Origin of the sequence: Cryobacterium sp. Hb1, from assembly GCF_004403585.1 — a bacterium.
GTDB classification, from domain to species: Bacteria; Actinomycetota; Actinomycetes; order Actinomycetales; family Microbacteriaceae; genus Cryobacterium; species Cryobacterium lyxosi.
In genome coordinates this window covers 15,946-35,878 of the sequence record NZ_SOHI01000028.1, presented here as the reverse complement: position 1 = coordinate 35,878, position 19,933 = coordinate 15,946, and the positions used below count along the sequence as shown (strand labels likewise).

Below are 19,933 nucleotides of genomic sequence, written 5' to 3'. Positions count from 1 at the left end.
ACCCGCGCAAACGACGAAAGGCTGTTCGTGGACATCACCCTGCTTGGGCACTTCGTGGCCGCCGCCGAGGCTCCCGATTTCGCCCGTGCCGCCCAGGCACTCGGCGTCTCGCGCGACACCCTCAGCGCCTCAGTGAAGCAGGTTGAGGCCGAACTGGGCTACGCACTGTTCGATCGTTCCGCCGAGAGCACGATGCTCACCGAGATCGGGATCGCTTTTCTTGCCGACGCGCGCCTCGAGCTCGCACACGCCGCCGGTCGCGGCTCCCAGCCCGGCGCAGCCGGTGGTTCAGGTGGCGGATCGGGCGGCGGCAAGGCCAAGGCCAGTAAGGGCAGGGGTCGCGCGCCCGCGGTGAAGGGCCAACCCAAGCTCGGCAAGAAACGCCAGTCGCGGTAGTCCCTGCGTTCCTGGCACACGACTGCGAAGGGTGCCCCCACGCCAAGCGCGCGGTGGCCTGTGAAACGCGAGAATCGGTCGAAATCAGAGCTCGGTGACCTGCCCAGCCTCGACGTGCCAGTGCCGGTCGGTGTGCACGTTGTCGAGCATTCGGCGGTCGTGCGTGACGAGCAGCAGTGTTCCTTCATAGCTGTCAAGCGCCTGTTCGAGCTGTTCGATCGCGGCGAGGTCGAGGTGGTTGGTCGGCTCGTCGAGAACGAGCAGGTTGACGCCGCGCGCCTGCAGCAGTGCGAGGCCGGCGCGGGTGCGCTCTCCCGGTGATAACTCGTCAACGGGCCGGTTCACGTGGTCGGCTTTGAGCCCGAACTTGGCCAGCAACGTGCGCACTTCGGCGGGCGAGAGTTCGGGCACGAGCGACTCGAAGCTCACCGCGAGAGGCCGGGCACCGGCTAGATGGGCCCGAGCCTGGTCGATTTCACCAATCGAGACGCTGGGTCCGAGGTGGGCGCTGCCGGCATCCGCTTTCTGACGGCCGAGCAGGGCGCGCAGCAGCGTGGACTTGCCGGCACCGTTCGGGCCGGTGATGCCGATGCGTTCACCGCCGTTGACCTGCAACGTCACGGGGCCGAGCACGAAATCTCCCTGGTGGAACTCGGCGTTGTTCAGGGTAGCCACGACGGCGCTCGAGCGCGGGGCCGAACCGATGGTGAACTCGAGCTGCCACTCCTTGCGGGGCTCCTCGACCTCGTCGAGGCGCGCAATGCGGCTCTCCATCTGGCGCACTTTTTGGCCCTGCTTCTCGCTCGACTCGACCGAGGCCTTACGGCGGATCTTGTCGTTGTCCGGCGCCTTCTTGATGGCGTTGCGCACGCCCTGGCTCGACCATTCCCGCTGAGTCCTGGCCCGGCCGACGAGGTCGGCCTTCTTGGCGGCGAACTCGTCGTAATTCTCGCGGTTGTGCCTACGCGCTGTTTCGCGTTCCTCAAGGTACGAATCGTAGCCGCCGCCGAACACCCGGTTCGCGCCCTGGGCGAGATCGAGTTCGAGCACGCGGGTGACGCAGCGGGCCAGAAATTCGCGGTCATGGCTGACCAGCACGACTGCGCCGCGGAGGCCCTTGACGAAAGCTTCGAGGCGTTCCAGCCCGTCGAGATCGAGATCGTTGGTGGGCTCATCGAGCAGCACGATGTCAAAGCGGGACAGCAGCAGGGCGGCAAGCCCGACGCGCGCTGCCTGGCCTCCGGAGAGCGCCGTCATCATGCTGTCGGCGGTGAGTGTGGTGCCGAGCGCGAGGCCGAGGTCGGCGAGAACGATGGGCAGCCGTTCGTCGAGGTCGGCGGCTCCGCTGGCCAGCCAGCGTTCGAGCGCGGTCGAATAGGTGTCGGCCGCATCGGTTCCGTCGGTACGCGGCTGGGTATCCCCGAGAGCGGATGCCGCGGCATCCAGTTCACGCGTCGCCGCAGCACAGCCCGTGCGCCGGGCGATGTATGCGGTGATGGTCTCGCCGATAACTCGTTCGTGTTCCTGCGGGAGCGCGCCGACGAAGGCATCCGCCGGGCTGAGGGTAATAGTGCCGGCCTGCGGCTCGCCACGCCCGGACAGCAGATTCAAGAGGGTGGATTTACCGGCCCCGTTGGCACCGACCACGCCGATGACGTCGCCGGGGGCGACCGTGAGATCGAGCGATTCAAAAAGGGTGCGGTGCGCGTAGCCACCGGCCAGGCCCCTGGCCACGAGTGTTCCGGTCATTACTCCATAATCTCATTGACTGCACCGTCCCTGTGCCTGCTACTCGGTAGAGTGAGCCTCGGCCGTGCAGCAGGGGTCTGCTGAGGCTGTAACCGGGGGAATCGAGACGATGAACGACAACAATCACAGCTTCGACCCGATGACTTTGCCGCAGACGCCGCTGATGCACACAGCGCTGCAGAAGCGCGTGGTGCGGGTACTCATCGCCGGGCAGATCCTCGGAGGAATCGGCATGGGCGCGACCCTGTCCCTCGGCGCGCTGCTGGCTGCGCAGTTGTCGGGGTCGAGTGCCTGGTCGGGCATGGCTGCGACTATGAGCACCCTGGGCGCCGCGATCGTGGCCATACCCCTCGCTCGGCTGGCGCAGGCCCACGGACGTCGGGTATCGCTCGCGACCGGCTCGCTCGCCGCAGGCACGGGTGCGATACTCGCCATCACCTCGGTGTCGGTCGACAGCTTTGCCCTGCTGCTTTTCTCCCTCATGCTGCTCGGTGCCGGCTCGGCCACCAATCTTCAGGCTCGCTTCGCGGCCACTGACCTCGCCATCCCCCGCTTTCGGGCCCGCGACCTCTCAATCGTGGTCTGGTCGACCACGATTGGCGCCGTACTCGGCCCGAACCTGTTCGGACCGGGCGAAGTGCTCGGCGCAGCGCTCGGCCTGCCGGCGATGACGGGCGCTTTCGCGTTTTCCCTCGCTGCCACGGTCGCCGCCGCCTTCGTCTACGCGCTCGGGCTGCTCCCCGACCCCCTATTGACCGCGCTGGCCGCGCGTCCGGCGAGCGCGGGCATCCGCCGGGCCAATGGCGGTCTGTCAATTCTGCGCGGCAACGTGGCGGCCCGGTACGCCGTCATGGTCATCGCGCTCAGCCACGCCACCATGGTGGCCTTGATGTCGATGGCTCCGGTGCACCTGCGTGACCACGGCGCCACCCTCGCCGTCGTTGGGCTGACTATCAGCCTGCACGTGGCCGGAATGTACGCCCTCTCCCCTGTCTTCGGCGCACTCGCCGACCGAGTGGGTCGTGTCCCGGTCATTCTCGGAGGACAGACCCTGATGCTCGTCGCCCTCACCGTCGCCTCGCTCAGCGACGGATCACAAAGCACGATGACGCTCAGCCTGATCTTTCTGGGACTGGGCTGGTCGGCATCCGTTGTGGCCGGTTCGGCGCTCGTGTCCGAAGCCGTGCAGATCGAGGAGCGCGCGTCGTTGCAGGGTTTCTCTGACCTCGCCATGAACGCGGCCGGCGCGCTCGGCGGCGCGCTCGCCGGTCCGATTTTGGCGCTGGCCGGCTACTCCGGGCTCGGCATCGCTGCCATGCCCCTGGTTGCGATTGTGGTGTTCTGGTCCATCGGTCGGCTGCGCATAGCGACTACGAGTCGGTGACCGTGATGCCGAAGCTTTTCAGTTTGCGATAGAGCGACGACCGAGCGATTCCCAGGGACTCCGCCGCGCGCATCCGGTTGCCTTCGGCTTTGTGTAGCGCGCCGACAATGAGGTCGCGCTCCCCTGCTTCCAGCGCCGTCAGCAGCCGGGGCGCAACGCCGTGGCAATAGGCGGGCAGGTCTTCCGCCTGGATGGCACCAACCGGGCGCGTGAGCAGGGCGATATCGAGCGCTTCTTCGAGCTGCCGAATGTTGCCCGGCCAGGGGTAGCGGGAAATCACCCGCATAGCGCCGGCGCTGACGGTGGCGGGGCGCAATCCGGCTCGTCGGGCGAGGACCTGGGTGACGATGTCGGGCAGGTCGTCGATGCGATGCCGCAGGGGCGCCACGGTGACGGAGGTTTCAAAATGGTGCAGCAGGCTCGTATACGCGCGATTGACGGCGAGATCGGCCTGGAGATCGGGTTGAGACACGGTCACGGCGATGCCGGCAGAGTCGGCGCGAGTCTCCCGGGCGACGAAAAATGCCTCTACTTCTTCGGTGACCGCCGTACTCAACCGATCGAAATTGCGAAAAATGTACAGCGTGGGCGGAACCCCGACGCTGACCAGGTCGTTCTCCAACAGGGATTGCAGACCGTTCTCGTTGAGCGCTTCAGCGCCGAACACGACACTGCGCCCCAGCGGGACGATCTGGCGATAGAGTTCGGCGAGGAGCGAAACCTTACCGCCGCCGGCCTCCCCCCACACGAGCAGGGCCGCCCCCGCAGTCAGCGCGGTGACCAGGCTGCTCGAGGCGCGTTTGCCGAGCAGGGATGACACATCGTGGACGATGGCCGCTGCCGCTGCCGAGCTTCGCTCGGGTTCACGCACCCGCCGCCCGCGCCCTTGTGACAGGGTCAGACCTGACTCCCGGACCGGGAGGCGTGCCCGTTCGGACTTGATCTCGACGACCACGACGATACCAACGATGTCGGAGCCGACGACGACGCGCTTGCCCCGAATCTGCACGATCTTGCCCGACGACAGTTCGATCTCATCGACCGGCTGCCCCGGTGAGATCATCAGGTAGCGGGCGTGTTGGTGGATGGTCCACTGTTCATCGGGAGAGAACTGGCTCTGCGCAACGGTGTTGCCCATCACGACGGTACCGCCGATCGCCATGACCGCGCCGCGGGTGCGAGAATCCACCCGCACATACGCGTCAAACAGAGCCTGTTGCCGCTGGCTGCGGTCGATGAGCAGGTTGCGCTCTATTTCATGGGCGGCCGACTGCACCAGGGAATGCATGAGGGGGCTGGCATCCTCGCTCAGGCAGCTAATGTCGAGCACCCCCTCCACCCGGCCGGTGAGCGGGTCACGAATGGGGCTCCCGGCGCACGCGAAGGGCTGCAGGTGCTCCAAAAAATGTTCGGGTCCCACGATATACAGCGACTGGCCCGACTCGAGTACGGTGCCGATGCCGTTGGTTCCCACGTTTGTTTCGGCATAGTTGAAGCCCGGCGCGAGCGACACCTCGTCGAGCAGGGTTCCGATCGTCGTGTCGGTTTCGGAGCGACTGAGAATTCGCGCCTTGTAGTCGGTCAGAACGATCGACAGCGGCATCTGGGCCATCTCGTCGCTCAGTCGGGCGATGACCGGTTCGGAGCACCGCATCAGCCGACCGGTGAGATCCAGGTCGCTATGAAACACCGCCTGCGACGCCACGGCATCGACGCCGGCTAAAAAGGATCGCTGCCAGGAAGCCGCTACCAATCCGGGAACCGACTGGGTTTCGGCGTGGCCGAAGCGAAGAAAATCGGCGCGCGCGGCGGCAATCCTGCTTCGCCGTTCGGCGACTCTGTGCATATCTACTCCCTTGTGGACTCTGCAAGCATGCCCCCTGCGACCGGCGAACGCCAGCCGCACGGTGTCCCAATGTGGGACACGCCACCGCGGGAACGCGGGGTCATTCTTACGGGAGCGGTTTCCTCGGGAGCCTCGGTCACTCACAACTGCAACGCAAAGGAGCGCTCATGGAACGTTTGATCAACATTGACAATGGTGGAACCCTCACCGACATTGTCGTCGCCAGCGGCACGGATTTCACGTTCACCAAAACCCTCACCACCCCGGTCGACCTGTCCCAGTGTCTCTTCGACGCCATGACGAAAGCGTCGGCGCAGATCTATGGTGACGCCAACCTTGCCGGTCTGCTGCACTCGACCCAGCACATCCGCTATTCATCGACGCAGGGCACCAACGCGCTTGTGCAGCGCAAGGGCCCGCTGATCGGCCTGATCACCGACGATCCCACTCTGCCAGACTCGCTCGGTACCTCGGAAGAGACGGCCGGGCTCTTCAACGATCTGATCGGCGCCCGCGTCGGCATCATCGCCGCCGCCGGGACCCCGGAGAACCTGGCTCAGCAGCTCGTCGCCGAGATCAACCGGCTGACCACCGCCGGGGCCGAACGTCTCGTCGTCGCCGGCCAGAGCGCCGAACGCGAGCACCTGTTCAAACGAACAATGCTGAAGAATTTTCCGCGGCACCTGCTCGGATCGGTCCCGATCCTGTTCTCCCGCGAGTTCGCCACAGACACCTCCAGGCAGCGCCAGGTCTGGTCGGGCATTCTGAACTCTTTCCTGCATCCAACGGTCGAGCGTTTTCTCTACAGTGCCGAACACCGGCTGCGCGCCTACAAGGTCAAGAACCCGCTGTTGATCTACCGTAACGACGGCGCCTCCTCCCGCGTCGCCAAGTCGGTCGCACTCAAGACCTACTCCTCCGGACCGCGCGGCGGGCTCGAGGGTACGCGTGCCCTCGCCGAGGCCTACGGTCTCGACAACGTGCTCATGATCGATGTCGGCGGCACGACAACGGATGTCGGCGCCGTCGCCAACTCCACGATCGCCGTCGACCGGCGCGGATCGATCCAGGGCGTCGACATCTCCTATGAGATGAGCAACGTGCGTTCCACCGGAGTCGGCGGCAGTTCGATCATCGCCGTCCACGACGGCGAGATCACCGTCGGCCCGGAAAGCGTGGGCGCAGCGCCCGGACCGGCCTGCTTCGGTTTCGGCGGCACCTCGGCCACGATCACCGACGTCAACCTGCTGCTCGGTGTGCTCGACCCTGCCACTTACCTGAACGGCGAGATGGCACTGGATGCCGAGCGGTCGCGCGCGGTCATTATCAAGACCGTCGCCGACCCGCTCGGGATCAGTCTCGAGGAGGCTCTGATTCTCATGGAAGCGAGCTACTCCAGCCACCTGGCGCGCTCCTTCGCCGACCTCGTGAGTGCAACCGGTGACACCACGGTCGCCGCGTTCGGCGGCGGCGGACCGATGAACGCCTGCAGTGCCGCGCGCATAGCCCGCGTGCACCAGGTACTCGTACCGCGACTCGCAGCAGTGTTCTCCGCCTACGGCATCAGCTTCTCCGACATCGCGCAGTCCTACGAAGCCAACGTCACCAGCTTCTCACCGGCCGAGATCGGTGCGGTACGCACCGCACTGCAAGCGGATGCCGGCAAGGACATGTTCCAGGAAGGACACGACCTGAGCGAGTGCCAACTCGACTGGTCGACCCGGGTCGAAGATGGCGAAGAGATCCTCGCCCTCAAGGCCACCTTCCGGCTGCCGCACCCGGAAATTGCCAGCGGAGCGCCCGCTTCAGCGAGCGTCGCCGTCGCCGCCGGAACCCGACAGGTGCGCTCTACTCCCACCCAGATTGACACCGTGCCCGTCTACCACCTCGACGAGCAGAGGGCCGGTGCGACGGCAGCCGGACCGGCCATCGTCGAGGGCCCGTTCTTCACCGCGCGGGTGCCGCTCGGCTGGACTCTCACGGTTTCGACCGCCGGCGACCTGCAACTTGCCGACACGCTCTGACCCGATACCTCAACCCACTTTGTTTCCCAAGGAAGGTACAAACAAAATGCGCGTTCCCATGACCGAATACCTGCTCATCGACCTCGACACGGAACGATGGATCTGCCGCGTCTGCGCCCACGACTTCGGCGATGCTCGTGGCAATTATAAAGAGGGCACCCTGGTCTACGACCGAGACCCCCAAGAGATTCATCCTCCCGTGATCGACCCGGAGAAATACGAATTCACATTCTCTCCCGATCCCACCTTCTGCCGCATCCTGGAGTATTACTGCCCCACCTGCGGAACCCAGATCGAAGCCGAATATCTGCCGCCGGGGCATCCACCGACCGTAGACATGCTGTGGGACATTGACTCGCTGCGCGAAAAGTGGAATGTGCACGGGGGCAACCCCGAAGAGGTCGTCAACTATGGTCCTGGCGAAAACGCCGAGGCCGACCTCAGCGCGCGGTTCGACTCCGTGGCACCCCACGCCCACTCGCGCCAAAACGAAGGACACTGACCGTGAAACGAATCTCGGTAGACATCGGCGGCACGTTCAGCGATTGTTTCTTCGTCTGGGATGACGTTTACATCGAATCCAAGGCGCTCACCACGCACCACAACCTGGCACTCGGTTTCAACGAAGCCCTGGTTCGGGCCTGCGAGCGGGCTGGTATCAGCCGCGAGACAGCACTCAAAGAGGTCGACTCGGTGCGCTACGCCACGACGCTGGGCACCAACGCCCTGATCGAGGGCAAGGGCCCACGGGTCGCGGCAATCGTCACCCACGGCTTCGAAGACACCATCCCACTCTCCCGCGGCCGCGGCTATGGCGAAGGACTCGACGGGGCCAAGCAGGGCGACATGCCCGACGCCCAACGTCCCGAACCGCTCGTGCCACGCCAGCTCATCCGCTCGGTGAAGGAACGCATTGATTCGGTTGGGGAGGTGCTCGTGCCGATCATGTACGACGACGTGCGCACGCAGGTGCGCGAACTCGTCGACAACGGCGCCGAGGCCATCGTCATTGCCCTGACCAACGCCACCGAGAACTCGGTGCACGAGGATCGCATTCTGGAAATCATTCTCGATGAGTACCCCGCGCACGAGCTCGGGTCCATTCCGGTGCTACTCAGCAGCCAGGTATCGGGGCGCAAGGGTGAATATGTGCGGGCCATGGCCACCATCGTCGACGCTTTTCTGCACCAGACCATGTTCCATGCGCTCAACCAGCTCTCCAACAACCTGCGCGACTCCGGCTATGAGAAGCCGATGCTGGTCATCCATAACTCGGGCGGTATGGCGCAGCCCAATTCAACGGATGCCCTGCAGACGATCCACTCCGGACCGATCGCCGGTGTCGGGGCGGCCCAGCACCTCGCGGAGTCGACCGGCCTCGGCGACGTAGTGTCAATGGATATGGGTGGCACCTCGTTCGACATCGGTCTGGTGCCAGAGGGCGGGGTACGGCACTACGACTTCCAGCCCACCATTGGTCGCTGGATGGTTTCCGCGCCGATGATCCACCTCAACACGCTCGGCGCCGGCGGCGGATCTATCGCCGCCTACAACCGCATTCACCATGCCCTCCAGATCGGGCCGGAGTCAGCCGGAAGCGACCCAGGCCCGGCCTGCTACGACCGCGGTGGCCTGCGCCCAACGGTTACCGACGCCGACCTGGTACTCGGCTATCTCGACCCGGACAACTACGCCAACGGGCACATCACTCTCAACAAGAAGCGTTCGATCTATGTCATCGATGAGACGCTCAGCGACGAGCTCGACCTGGACGCGGTCGAGGTTGCCAAGGTGATCAAGAAGACTGTCGACGAACAGATGGCGATCGGCATCGAAAAGGAGCTGCGCTCGCGCGGCGGGCTGATCGAGGACTACACGATGCTCGCCTACGGCGGTAACGGCCCGCTGCATGCCTGCGGTATCGCGGCGAGCGCCGGCATCAGCCGTATCTTGTTTCCGCCGTTCGCCTCGGTGTTCTCCGCGCTCGGAGCCGGCAACATGCGTCCGCTGCACATTCACGAACGCAGCGCCTACGTCGTGCTCTACGAACCGATCAAGCGCAACCTCTACGCCCAGTACGAGGCGCTCAACGGGTACATCGAGGAGCTCGAAGCGAAGGGCGCCGAAGACCTCGTACGCCAGGGCTACGACCGCGCCGACGTGCGCTACCGCCTCGAAATGGACATGCGCTACGGCAACCAGCTCGTCACCACGGCCGTCGCCTTCACCATCAACCGGGTCAATGGAGTCGCCGACGTGCTGCACCTGATCAAGACGTTCTCCGATCTCTTTGGCGAACGCTACGGCGAGGGCACCCAGGCGCCGGAGGCGGGCGTCCGTGCGCAGACCATTCGCGTAGCGTCCTATATCGAGGGCGAAGTCATTGCATTCGAGTCGATTCACACCGGCGGGGAGAAGATCAAGCCGGAACCGGTCTCGCATCGGTCGGTGCATTTCACGAGTATCGCCGGCGCGGTCGACACCCCCGTCTACGACGCCGAGGCGCTCAAACACGAATACGTGATCCACGGACCGGCGATCGTCACGACCGAGAACACCACCTACCTGGTCGAGCCCGGCTGGCGGCTGGAACCGACCAGTCAGGGTGCGGTATGGCTACTGAGCGACTGACTGTTTTTCTCATCCTCGCAACACCTCAAATAAGCAAAGGAGCTTGAACCATGACATTGACAACTGACAAGTTCGTGCCCACCAGCGGAAACGACGACGCGTCCCAGCTACTCACCGACCAGGAACAGCAGTGGGTCGACAAGTTCATGGACGAGACCACTCTTTTTCTCGGACCAGATCCAGCCATCATGCGTACTCATGAGATCATGCCGCGCACCGCTTATGAGGAGGAGTGCATCGCGCAGGGCATCGACCCGCTCGAGGTCGACCGGATTCGCAAGCGCCTGGCCGGTGCACTTGATGAGGCCTTCGAGATGTGCGAGAGCATGGGCGCAGCGCCCGGAGCGAAGTGGGCCGACCTCTCCTGCGCGGTCTACACCGCCGAGGGCGATGTCACGTATCTCTCCAACCGCGGCGTGATCGCCTTCTCCGCGGTGCTGCACCACCCCATCCGCTACATCATGAAGAACTGGAAGGATGAGCCCACAGTCGGCATCAACCCGGGTGACGGTTTCTTCCACAACGACTCCCGCTTCGGCATGGTGCACAACACCGACCAGTCGATGCTTGTGCCGGTCATGCGCGACGGAATCATCATCGCCTGGGTGGGTGCGACCATCCACGAAGGCGAGAACGGAGCGTGTGAACCGGGTGGCATGCCGTCGGGTTCGGAGTCACCATTCGATGACGGTCTGCGGGCCTCGCCGATCAAGATCGTGGAGAAGGGCCATCTGCGTCGTGACCTGCTCACGTTCTTGCAGCACTCCACGCGCGACCCGAAGCTCATGCTCGCCGACATCAAGGTAAAGATGGGCGCTACCCGGCGCATCATGGACACCGTCGACCGGCTCATCGACGAGGTGGGACAGGAGACCTTCGTCGCGTCCCTTCGCGTCACCGTCGAGGACGTCGAGACTGAGGTGCGCCGCCGCATCGCCGAGTTGCCCGACGGCACCGTCACCTTCAATCAGTTCGTGGACTCCACGCTCAAGGAGAACATTCTGATCAAGTTCGCCTGCAAGATCACCGTTGAGGGCGAACGAATGATCATCGACCTCACCGGTACCGGCCCCGAGATTCTCAATCGCGCCCTCAACTCACCGCTCGCGTCAACGAAATCGTTCATGTCCCAGGCAGTTCTCTCGTACTGGTGGCCCGACCTGCCTCGCAGCACCGGAGCGTTGTCGCCGATTGAAATCATCACGGAGGAACATACCTGGGCGGATGCCGGGTACGACGCGCCCGTCGGCCAGTCGCTGCAGGCATCCTTCCGCGGCTTCTCCGCCCTGCAGTCGGCCTTCGCCAAGATGCAGTTCTCATCGCCGCAGAAATACTCGAACGTCGTCGCGCCGTGGTTCAACCAGATCAACGATTTTCTCTGGGGCGGCACCACGCAGAACGGTGAACAAGTGGGCAACCTGTGCGCTGACCTCAACGGCATGGGCGGCGGCGCGAAAGCATTCCGCGACGGTGAAAATGCCGTAGCGCCGTTATTCTGCGCCATGGCCGACCTCGGCGAGCAGGAAGTCATGGAAGAGGAGGTTCCGTTTCTGCAGTTGGTCAGCAAACGGCTGGTGCGCGACAACCAGGGCTTCGGAAAGTTTCGCGGCGGTATGGGCTACGAGATGATGGTGGCCTCACGCGGCACACCGAGCTGGGGTTTCATGACCGTCACCTCTGGATCGAAGTTCTCCTCGGTTCCGGGCATGTTCGGAGGGTACGGATGCCCGACGTACCCCCTGGCCATGGTCAAAAACATCAACATCTACGACATCATCAAGAAAGACCCCTCGCAGTTCAACCTGTCGATGGAACGTGTCATGAACGAGCAGCCTTTTGCGGGCGGCGACTACCAGTCCGGTCACATGGGACTGCAGTTCGACGTGGCGAAGGAGGGCGAGCTGTACATGATCGCCCAGGGCGCCGGCGGCGGCTACGGCGACGTGCTGGAGCGCGACCCCGAACTCGTCGTGACTGACCTGGAACTGGACCGGATCTCGGCCCACGTCGCCACGAACATCTACGGCGTGGTCTGGGAAGCAGACACCTTCGTGGTGCACGAAGAAAAAACGACCCTGCTGCGGGCACAGATGCGCCAGGATCGGATCAGCCGCGGAAAGCCGTACAAGGAGTTCGTTGCGGAATTCGTTCAAGAAGAGCCGCCCAAGGACCTGCTCTATTACGGTTCGTGGGGACAGGACAACAACGAGGAACTGCTGGCGACGCACTGGGGCAAAATCGAGCCCGAGCGAGTCAAGGGCAAGATCAAAGATCTGCCACTCATCATGGTTCCTGACCGCCGAGTACTGAAAATCAGCAAGCTCGAGGCGCGGGTACGTGAACTCGAGCAGAAATACGGCGAAGAGACCGTGCACAAATCCTGACCTGTCCTTTCTGACCCGTGGCTGCGGGGTCGTCTCCTGGCGGCCTCGCAGCCACGGGTCACCCTTTTAATCGATCACAGGGAGACACCATGACACTTTCGCTACATGAGCTTCTGGCCGAGCCACCCTCGGGCCGCAGTCGGGCTGTGGTGTTGGACAGTCACGATTATGCCCAATCCGTTTTTTTGCAGGGTAAACCCGTGCCGTGGCAGGAACCCATGGCGTACGCGAATTTCTTCGGCCAGGTTCAGGGCGTTCTCAAGTCCGATCTGGCGCTGGTCAGTCTCGACCGGTTCTATGCACACCGGGTCGCATCTGATCCCGCTCTGCAAGCCGCCATGGGCGCCAAGTCCCGCACCGGTTACGCCCTCCGCACCCTGCTGGGTGATGCCGAAACGACGGCATCCGTGATCGAACTGGTCACCGTGCTGAGCCAGACTCAGCGGGTGCCGGTCGTGCTGCAGATTCCGTCACCTATGCAGTGGCTGGCGCGAACGCATCCGTTTTCGGGGTCGGCCGACGTGTCGGGGCTCGACGCCGACACTGCCGAAAACGCATCCATGTATGTCGCCGACTGGCTGCGCGGATTCGCCGCGCTGCCGTTGATCGCGGTGTTGCTCGATGACCGCGAACCCTCTCTCGGCAGCGAACCGATACCGCTGTCGACGTACTCTCCGATCACCAACGTGACCGACCACTACCAGTGGGCGCTCGGCCAGCGGCACGACGATCGGGTCGAGCTGCACAAAAGTGCGCTCCACGGAGCGGTGATCGGCACGGATTTCTGGTCGAACGACACCGACACCCTGCCGGTCGGTGATTTTCTGGTGGGCGAGGTGCCGCGCCAGGCAGTTCCGGAGCGGGTGCTGAGTCGCATTTCGAAACTGGTCTAAACCAGATGATGGCGGTCGCGAAGAACGCGACCGGCACGAATGCGGTACTGGTGACTCAGGCCGAGCGCCGCCGGCCAGTGGCTGCTTTCTGCTCGAGCGGGGCAGCGATGGCCACGTTGAGCGCTGCGATGACGGCAAGCATCCGCTCTGTCAACTCGACCTCGTAGATCGGTTGGTGTTCCTGAAACCATTCGCGTTCGTTGCGATGCTCGAGTTCATCGAGACTGTCGAATGTCTATCCACTGGGATGAGGGCTCACCACGCGAGGCTACGCTTTCGCTGCGGCTTTCGCGGCCCGCTTGGTCGCGCGCACCCGGGTCACTGACTCGGGATCGACGATGTCTGCCACCGACCGGTACGCGCCGTCTTCGCCGTAGGGAGCGGATGCGTCACGCCAGCCGTCCGCGTCGATCCCGAGTCGTTTGCCGAGGAGTGCGAGGAAGATCTTCGCTTTCTGCTCGCCAAACCCGGGCAGCGCCTTGAGCCGGCGCAGGACCTCGGGGCCGGTCGGGTGCTCAGCGGTCCAGATCGACGCCGTGTCGCCGTTCCAATCCCTCACAATGACCGCGGCGACTTCCTGTACGCGTTTGGCCATCGAGCCCGGAAAACGGTGCACGGCCGGCGACTGGCGAAACACCAGGACGAAGGCGTCCGCGTCGTAGCCAGCGATCGCGGCGGGGTCGAGCGCGCCGATGCGGTCACGAATTTTGGCCGGGCCGGCGAAGGCGGTTTCCATGGCGATCTGCTGGTCGAGCAGCATGCCCACGAGCAGGGCGAACGAATTCTCACTGAGGAGGGCGTCGGCGGCGGCGTCGCCGGTGAGGTGCAGGGTGGTCATTCGCCCATTGTGCCACCGCTCCGCCGTGAGGTCAGCACTCCACCGCGGTCGGCCTGGGGGTGTCGTCTGCGTCGCACGCAATACTGGGGGACGGGAATGCGTGGGGCCCGATACCGGGCAAATGTGAAGGGGGAATCTTGATTATGAACGAAAATCGAGGTGCAGCCACGGCTGGCGTATCGGCCGGAATCAGTGTTTTCAATCTCGATGCGGTCGAGCAGTTGAGGTTGTAGCTTCAGTTCGGTCCAACCGCGGCAAAGCGGATGCGTATCGGGGTGCTGCGCACCGCCCTGCTTTTCGGCGGCACGCCGACATCAGCATTGCCGTTGGACTAAACGTCCAAGCGTCATTCCACCACGTCGCCGTCCCCAGCTTCGCCGAGAGCTGTGCAGAATGCCGACCATGCCGCGGAGCGCAAAATGCAGTCAATTTACGGGACGTGGTCTAGATGATCGCTCGCGCCCGACTCACACGATTCGCTCGAACACCATCGTCGCTTGGACACGATCGCCGCCTCCGAAGCCCTTACTGCCCGACGCTGCAGTTGTAATGGTGTGCAGTCGGTAGCCGAGCGCGGCCTGCGAATTAATCGCGTTCTCCAGCTCCGTGAGATTGCCGGAGCCAGTGCCCATAAACTTCTCCTTGAGCACGACCTGAATCACGACATACATGCCATTTACCGCCATCTGTTCTTCACCTTTCACCGCCCCGGAGCCGGATCTGGATCCGGAGCCTCATCAGAAGACACCAAGATTACAGGTGTTGATTCCAATCGCCGCTCGACACCTCTAGCCGACCCGAATCGATCTGTTCTTCAGGACGCCACACCATGCCGGTCGTCTACGTCGCCGAGTCATTGTCCGGAACGCCGCTACGCAACTGCTGCGCCGAGTTTCGGTCCGGCTCCGCTGATGGCGATAACGGGCGCAGTGCTCGCCTTAATCATAGAAATACCCGCGGTCGAACAGCCGCCCCAGCTGATCGAGGTCTCGCGCTCCCAACGCATTGTGCGCAATTACTTCGATCGAGGGATCTTTCACGCGGCCTTCAGCGGTGTGATCGATGCAACCTTGTCCCGCAGCGCCCGGCGCTCACGATGCAGCTCATAATTGCACTGCAGCTTCATCCAGAACCCTTCCGATGTTCCGAAGTACCGCGCCAGGCAGATCGCCGTGTCGGCCGTGATGCCCCGCTTGCCGTGCACGATCTTATTGATCCGGTGCGGCGGCACCCTAATGCTGACCGCGAGCTTGTTCTGCGTGATGCCGACTCCATCGATGAAGTCTTCCAACAGGATCTCTCCCGAATGGACCAGGTCATTCCCAGCGGTCGTCGACAAGTTCGACATTGTCCGCTCCTCCTTCTCTCCAGACGGAGCAGATGCGCCACTGGGCGTTCCAACGGATGCTGTACTGACCTCGACGGTCACCGACCAGCCGCTCCAAACGATTTCCCGGAGGAATCCACAGATCATCAACATCCGTGGCCGCGTTAACCAGCTCGAGTTACCGCAGGATCATGCGCGGGACTGCGCGGTCGACACCCGTGACGTACTGCTCGTGCCAGGTCCCTTCAGCGTCCTTGCTACCGAAGGACCTGGCCACGAAAGTACTACATAACGTTCAGCGTCAATAAAGCCAGACGTCGAAGCGTCGCTCCACCACGTTTCGTCACCGATCAACGTCAGATAACTGACTGTGCTCTCGCCCTACAGTCCAGTTGAGAACGAGGGCAGCCTCCGCCCTACTCCCGACCGTCCTCAAGCGGGATGAGCATGGTGCGGAACGGACCGGCCACGGTGTGGAGGTCCCAGATGCGATCGGCGACCCCGTCGATGCCGTTGGCAAGCTGAAGCTGTGGGATGCCGCCGGGAATCACCAGTTGGTTGACCCGGATACCCTCATCCTCGAGGGCTTCGTGGAGCATCTCGCCGTAGGCGCTCTCAGCCGGGAAAGCGACCGATGTGCCGGCGTAGCCGGCGCGTGCCTTGACCGAGGTTCCGCCGTTGATCATGATGATGCTGCCGCTGCCTGCCTGCCGCATCGCTGGAAGCACTGCTCGCGCCGCGTGGATGAGCCCGAGAGCCGAGAACTGCAGTGCCTCTAAGGCCAGCTCGGGCGTCATCTCAAGCACCGGCTTCAGGTAATCGCGTGACGGAAGCGGGCTATATTGCAGCGCGGTGATGGGCCCGAGCTCTGCCGCGGCGTTCCCAAGAGCCGCTTCGAGCGACGCCGGCGTGCGGACATCCGCAGCGTAAGCACTCGCGGTGAAGCCGGCAGTGGTGAGCTCGGCAGCCATAGCGTCTAGTTTCGACTGGTTTCTGGCGATCAGCGCAATTGAATAGCCTTCGTTCCCGAACCTGCGCGCAACTGCTGCTCCGAGTCCCGGTCCGGCTCCGATGATGGCGATGACAGGCACGATGGTCTCCTTCGATTGATGCTGCTGTGATGATTAACGCGAAAGGATCCAGTCTAAACGTTGAATCTATAGTCCACGGGATTCACTCGTCTACAGACATCTAAACATCGCCGGTGCCTGGAGCATGTGACCCTCAAATTTATGGCGTGCGCGAGCGATTGCGCCGCTGCAGCGTAATGCGACAGGTTATGCGACGCGGAGCGGGGTGATGGCGTTGATTTCTTCTGCCCCACGGTCTTCAGCGACATCGAGGTCGAACTGCGACTGCAGGTTGAGCCAGAACTGCGCTGATGTCCCGAAGTACTTGGCCAAGCGCAGGGCAGTATCGGCCGAGATACCGCGCTTTCCGTGGACGATCTCGTTGATCCGTCGCGGCGGAACACAAATCGATACGGAAAGCTTGTTCTGGGTGATGCCGAGCGCCTCAATGAAGTCCTCCATGAGAACCTCGCCTGGGTGAATCGGCGCGAGCTTGTCATTCTTGTCAGTGATAGTCAATGATCTCTACCTCCTCTGGGCCAGCGTCGGTCCACACGAAGCAGATCCGCCACTGGTCGTTGATCCTGATGCTGTGTTGGCCGGCTCGGTCACCCTTGAGCCGCTCAAGCCGGTTGCCCGGTGGTACGCGCAAGTCGTCGAGCACTTCTGCCGCACCCAACTGCCTCAGCTTTCTGAGCGCCACCCGTTCAATCCGTGGATCCAGCGACGGCACACGCTCACGACGCCACAACCGCTCAGTCGCAGCGTTGCCGAACGACTTGATCACATAATCAGTGTATAACGCATCGCGTCAATAACGCTAGACGTTAAAGCGGAACTCCACCGCATTGCGTCACCAGGCAACGTGGCGACAGAAATCGCTTGCCGAGGCACAGCCATGGCCTCAGCGGCACGGTAGCCTTCAGCCACGGCCGGTGAAATTGCGTCGATTTTGGGCCCAAACGGAGGCGGAACGAGAATGAGCGACATCACTCTGGAACGCGATCTGGTTCCGGATCGATAAACCACTCTTCCTATGCTGCGATTGTTCCATCCTCTCATCGATACGAACGATCAGGCGCGACGGTGGTCTCCTGTGACAGCACGATTCGACAATTGAAGAGAGAACGACCGGCCCGGTAATTTTCCGTCCGAGGCCGATCAGGGCTATTGGCAGCGCCCGAGCCGGTCTATTGTTATCGCCATGATCAGTCGCATCGTCGCACGCACACTGTCCGCCGCCGCATTGGGTGCTCTCTTCCTCGTTTCAGGGATACCAGCAGTCCACGCCGCAGCGCAGCCACAGCACGGTCATTTCGAGCAGGTTATCGCGCTTCCCAACGGATTCCAGCCCGAAGGAATCGCGATCGGTCCGCGCGGCACTGCCTACGTCGGCTCACTCGCCGACGGCGACGTCTACGTCTTCGACGTGCGCACCGGCGAGAAGATCAGAACCCTCGAGGGCCCGGGCACTCCGTCGGTCGGCCTGAAGATCGACAACCGCGGTCGGCTTTTCATCGCGGGCGGACCCACCGGCCAGGCGCGGGTCGTGGATGCCGCCACGGGCGACCTCCTGCAGAGCTATGCCCTCACCAATGCGCCAACGTTCGTGAACGACGTCGTTCTGACTCGCGACGCCGCATGGTTCACCGACAGCCAGCAGGCGCAGCTCTACAAGCTCCCCCTCGGACCGGGCGGCGCGCTCCCTAGGGCGGATGCGATCGAAGTCGTCCCTCTGTCGGGCAGCTGGATGCAGCAGCCGGGCTTCAACGCGAACGGTATCGCGGAGACCCCCAACCATCAAGCGCTTCTGGTCATCCAGTCGTCCACGGGCATTCTGTTCCGCGTCGACCCCGAGACCGGCGCCGCCGCGGTCGTTGATCTGGGTGGGGGCCTGCTCCCCAACGGAGACGGGCTGCTCGTCGTCGGGCGCACCCTGTACGTCGTGCAGAACCAGTTGAACACCGTCGCCGTGATCCGCCTCAATGCAGCCGGGACCAGCGGCGAACTCATCGACCGGTACACGGACCCCGACTTCCAGGTGCCCACGACGATCGCGAGGTTTGGCAACGGGCTCTACCTCCCGAACGCCCGCTTCGGCACTCCCCCGACGCCCGACACTCCCTATTCGGTGGTGCGCATCGATCGGTGACCACCGCCTGCAGACGCACATCCCCAGCGTTTAGGTCACGAACCCAAAGGTGGCAGTCCCGCCACCTTGGCGCGGTCACGGCCGATGAACGCCGCTACCCCGACGGGAACTCCGCTCTGCGTCAGAATCGACTCGATCCCGGCCCGACCACGCGGACCCGTCTTCACTCTGACACCTACCACGTCGTTTGGAGGGGATGCGGCACCACAATCAGAATCGGTACCCCGACCGTATCTTTCTTGCCGCGACAGGCGTGCCCTCTACACGTTGAAGCGGAACTCCACCACGTTACGTTACAGAACAACCCCTGAACCGGGTGAGCGAGCGAGTGCGGTCGTCCCCGCCGCCGGCAGACCCAGGTCTGCACCGAGCTGAACGAACCAGCGGCGCTGGTAGGCGGGCAGATCACTTCTCAAGGCTGACTCGACGCCTTGAACGACGAAGCTCCGACTCCACACTCCAGCCTCCACGAGCCCGGGCACGACCACTGTTCGAAGTGGATCGTTGACATCACTCCGGTCGCTCTGCCTCAAAGAAGCACCTTTGATGCCACGCGTCGTGAAGAGACGAGCGAAGAGCACCCTGGTGACTTTCGGTCTCGCAAGCAGCCAGTACAAAAGCGGCTTCCCCGGCCTGTCAGCCCAACCGCTGATCAGCATCAAGACAGCTCCATCATGATGTGGTGCCTCGACGAGACCTTCTTCAATCCACTCATACATCACGGCCCGACCCCGGTTACGGTCCCAGTTCTTGGGATTCGCTGCGAAATCCGAAGACCATTGATCGACGAACGCGATGAGGTCGTTGGGGAACAAGGCCGGGTACACCCACTGCGCAAACGAACGGTCCTCTGGTATCGGCCAGACTTTAGCGGCCTGAGCGGGCACTTTGGAGGCCAGCAGGACGGTGGTCGCCGCATCCCAGTGCCCTAGTTCCAATGGCCCTGTCCAGGCGTCAACGAATTGCGCGTACCCCCCGGGATAGTCTGCTCGCAGATCGCGAAGCCACGAAGTCACCGTCGATGCTGAACTCGCGCACAGGATGGCCTTGGCCTGACCAACCAGGGGCTTGCACGCCGCGCGGCGCTCGTACGGCTCAACGGAAGCGAGTCGGGCCGCAAGGTCACCCGAACGGCCCGTTGCGAGGAGGTTCCTGAGCGAGTCGACCGTCAGCATAACCGAATGCTAGTCCGCTCTCCGCCCACCAGGTTCGCCGTGCCTCGAAAGAAGGGTCTTTGTC

At 63.4% G+C, this 19,933-nt stretch carries 18 protein-coding genes and 1 pseudogene; 8 read left to right on the top strand and 11 right to left on the bottom strand.

Annotation, left to right across the window (positions count from 1 at the left end; genetic code table 11):
• The first annotated feature begins 27 nt into the window (after window positions 1–27).
• Window positions 28–396, top strand: a complete 369-nt coding sequence (locus E3T38_RS11325) for a LysR family transcriptional regulator (protein ID WP_134548306.1) — start codon at window positions 28–30, stop codon at window positions 394–396.
• An 84-nt stretch (window positions 397–480) separates the two neighbouring features.
• On the opposite strand, the gene abc-f is transcribed toward E3T38_RS11325, so the two are convergent.
• Window positions 481–2,145 carry a ribosomal protection-like ABC-F family protein gene (abc-f, locus tag E3T38_RS11320; RefSeq protein ID WP_134548305.1) on the bottom strand — a complete coding sequence of 555 codons (1,665 nt, stop codon included), beginning with the start codon at window positions 2,143–2,145 and terminating at the stop codon, window positions 481–483.
• A gap of 109 nt (window positions 2,146–2,254) precedes the next feature.
• Here abc-f and E3T38_RS11315 point away from each other — a divergent pair, with 109 nt between their 5' ends.
• A complete protein-coding gene (locus E3T38_RS11315; protein ID WP_370449026.1) occupies window positions 2,255–3,529 on the top strand; it encodes an MFS transporter in 1,275 nt (424 codons plus the stop codon).
• On the opposite strand, the gene E3T38_RS11310 is transcribed toward E3T38_RS11315, so the two are convergent.
• Window positions 3,516–5,375: a sigma-54-dependent Fis family transcriptional regulator gene (locus E3T38_RS11310; protein WP_134548304.1), complete on the bottom strand. Its 1,860-nt coding sequence runs from the start codon at window positions 5,373–5,375 to the stop codon at window positions 3,516–3,518. The genes E3T38_RS11315 and E3T38_RS11310 overlap by 14 nt on opposite strands.
• Before the next feature lie 167 nt (window positions 5,376–5,542).
• Here E3T38_RS11310 and E3T38_RS11305 point away from each other — a divergent pair, with 167 nt between their 5' ends.
• The 5 genes from E3T38_RS11305 (at window position 5,543) to E3T38_RS11285 (ending at window position 13,307) form a co-directional block, all read left to right on the top strand.
• The gene (locus E3T38_RS11305; RefSeq protein ID WP_134548303.1) at window positions 5,543–7,399 is read left to right on the top strand and encodes a hydantoinase/oxoprolinase family protein; all 1,857 of its coding nucleotides are present in this window, start codon (window positions 5,543–5,545) and stop codon (window positions 7,397–7,399) included.
• Between the two features lie 46 nt (window positions 7,400–7,445).
• On the top strand, window positions 7,446–7,901 hold the full coding sequence (locus E3T38_RS11300; RefSeq protein ID WP_104197504.1) for an acetone carboxylase subunit gamma: 456 nt from the start codon (window positions 7,446–7,448) through the stop codon (window positions 7,899–7,901).
• A 2-nt stretch (window positions 7,902–7,903) separates the two neighbouring features.
• Complete coding sequence (locus E3T38_RS11295; RefSeq protein ID WP_134548302.1) at window positions 7,904–10,030, top strand: hydantoinase/oxoprolinase family protein; 2,127 nt, start codon at window positions 7,904–7,906, stop codon at window positions 10,028–10,030.
• A gap of 50 nt (window positions 10,031–10,080) precedes the next feature.
• Window positions 10,081–12,414 carry a hydantoinase B/oxoprolinase family protein gene (locus E3T38_RS11290; RefSeq protein ID WP_134548301.1) on the top strand — a complete coding sequence of 778 codons (2,334 nt, stop codon included), beginning with the start codon at window positions 10,081–10,083 and terminating at the stop codon, window positions 12,412–12,414.
• Between the two features lie 89 nt (window positions 12,415–12,503).
• Complete coding sequence (locus E3T38_RS11285; protein ID WP_134548300.1) at window positions 12,504–13,307, top strand: hypothetical protein; 804 nt, start codon at window positions 12,504–12,506, stop codon at window positions 13,305–13,307.
• A gap of 55 nt (window positions 13,308–13,362) precedes the next feature.
• Here the strand turns inward: E3T38_RS11285 and E3T38_RS17525 are convergent.
• The 8 genes and pseudogenes from E3T38_RS17525 to E3T38_RS11245 all read right to left on the bottom strand — a co-directional run.
• A pseudogene (locus tag E3T38_RS17525) lies at window positions 13,363–13,530 on the bottom strand (DUF2461 family protein); the annotation flags it as partial.
• A gap of 45 nt (window positions 13,531–13,575) precedes the next feature.
• Entirely contained in the window at window positions 13,576–14,145 is a 570-nt protein-coding gene (locus tag E3T38_RS11275) for an HhH-GPD-type base excision DNA repair protein (RefSeq protein WP_134548299.1), read from the bottom strand.
• Between the two features lie 467 nt (window positions 14,146–14,612).
• Window positions 14,613–14,831, bottom strand: coding sequence for a DUF4177 domain-containing protein (locus tag E3T38_RS11270; RefSeq protein ID WP_174775234.1), 219 nt, complete (start codon window positions 14,829–14,831; stop codon window positions 14,613–14,615).
• 350 nt (window positions 14,832–15,181) lie between these two features.
• Window positions 15,182–15,493, bottom strand: a complete 312-nt coding sequence (locus E3T38_RS11265; RefSeq protein ID WP_134548298.1) for a HigA family addiction module antitoxin — start codon at window positions 15,491–15,493, stop codon at window positions 15,182–15,184.
• The gene (locus E3T38_RS17150) at window positions 15,462–15,590 is read right to left on the bottom strand and encodes an addiction module toxin RelE (protein ID WP_241984428.1); all 129 of its coding nucleotides are present in this window, start codon (window positions 15,588–15,590) and stop codon (window positions 15,462–15,464) included. The genes E3T38_RS11265 and E3T38_RS17150 overlap by 32 nt, the downstream gene beginning before the upstream one ends.
• A 298-nt stretch (window positions 15,591–15,888) precedes the next feature.
• Complete coding sequence (locus E3T38_RS11255; RefSeq protein WP_134548297.1) at window positions 15,889–16,563, bottom strand: SDR family oxidoreductase; 675 nt, start codon at window positions 16,561–16,563, stop codon at window positions 15,889–15,891.
• A 186-nt stretch (window positions 16,564–16,749) separates the two neighbouring features.
• Window positions 16,750–17,061, bottom strand: coding sequence for a HigA family addiction module antitoxin (locus tag E3T38_RS11250; RefSeq protein ID WP_134548296.1), 312 nt, complete (start codon window positions 17,059–17,061; stop codon window positions 16,750–16,752).
• Window positions 17,048–17,329, bottom strand: coding sequence for a type II toxin-antitoxin system RelE/ParE family toxin (locus E3T38_RS11245; protein ID WP_134548295.1), 282 nt, complete (start codon window positions 17,327–17,329; stop codon window positions 17,048–17,050). Before E3T38_RS11245 ends, E3T38_RS11250 begins: the two co-directional genes overlap by 14 nt.
• 417 nt (window positions 17,330–17,746) lie before the next feature.
• On the opposite strand from E3T38_RS11245, the gene E3T38_RS11240 reads away from it, so the two are divergent.
• On the top strand, window positions 17,747–18,694 hold the full coding sequence (locus E3T38_RS11240; RefSeq protein ID WP_134548294.1) for an SMP-30/gluconolactonase/LRE family protein: 948 nt from the start codon (window positions 17,747–17,749) through the stop codon (window positions 18,692–18,694).
• 293 nt (window positions 18,695–18,987) lie between these two features.
• On the opposite strand, the gene E3T38_RS11235 is transcribed toward E3T38_RS11240, so the two are convergent.
• Window positions 18,988–19,869, bottom strand: coding sequence for a hypothetical protein (locus E3T38_RS11235; protein WP_092450349.1), 882 nt, complete (start codon window positions 19,867–19,869; stop codon window positions 18,988–18,990).
• Window positions 19,870–19,933 lie beyond the last annotated feature (64 nt).

Bases quoted from the DNA above. Each gene is read 5' to 3' on its own strand.
- E3T38_RS11285 (WP_134548300.1), top strand. From the start codon at position 12,504: ATGACACTTTCGCTACATGAGCTTCTGGCCGAGCCACCCTCGGGCCGC.
- E3T38_RS11290 (WP_134548301.1), top strand. From the start codon at position 10,081: ATGACATTGACAACTGACAAGTTCGTGCCCACCAGCGGAAACGACGAC.
- E3T38_RS11305 (WP_134548303.1), top strand. From the start codon at position 5,543: ATGGAACGTTTGATCAACATTGACAATGGTGGAACCCTCACCGACATT.
- E3T38_RS11235 (WP_092450349.1), bottom strand. From the start codon at position 19,869: ATGCTGACGGTCGACTCGCTCAGGAACCTCCTCGCAACGGGCCGTTCG.
- E3T38_RS11300 (WP_104197504.1), top strand. From the start codon at position 7,446: ATGCGCGTTCCCATGACCGAATACCTGCTCATCGACCTCGACACGGAA.
- E3T38_RS11310 (WP_134548304.1), bottom strand. From the start codon at position 5,375: ATGCACAGAGTCGCCGAACGGCGAAGCAGGATTGCCGCCGCGCGCGCC.
- E3T38_RS11240 (WP_134548294.1), top strand. From the start codon at position 17,747: ATGATCAGTCGCATCGTCGCACGCACACTGTCCGCCGCCGCATTGGGT.
- E3T38_RS11275 (WP_134548299.1), bottom strand. From the start codon at position 14,145: ATGACCACCCTGCACCTCACCGGCGACGCCGCCGCCGACGCCCTCCTC.
- E3T38_RS11265 (WP_134548298.1), bottom strand. From the start codon at position 15,493: ATGTCGAACTTGTCGACGACCGCTGGGAATGACCTGGTCCATTCGGGA.
- E3T38_RS11270 (WP_174775234.1), bottom strand. From the start codon at position 14,831: ATGGCGGTAAATGGCATGTATGTCGTGATTCAGGTCGTGCTCAAGGAG.
- abc-f (WP_134548305.1), bottom strand. From the start codon at position 2,145: ATGACCGGAACACTCGTGGCCAGGGGCCTGGCCGGTGGCTACGCGCAC.
- E3T38_RS11315 (WP_370449026.1), top strand. From the start codon at position 2,255: ATGAACGACAACAATCACAGCTTCGACCCGATGACTTTGCCGCAGACG.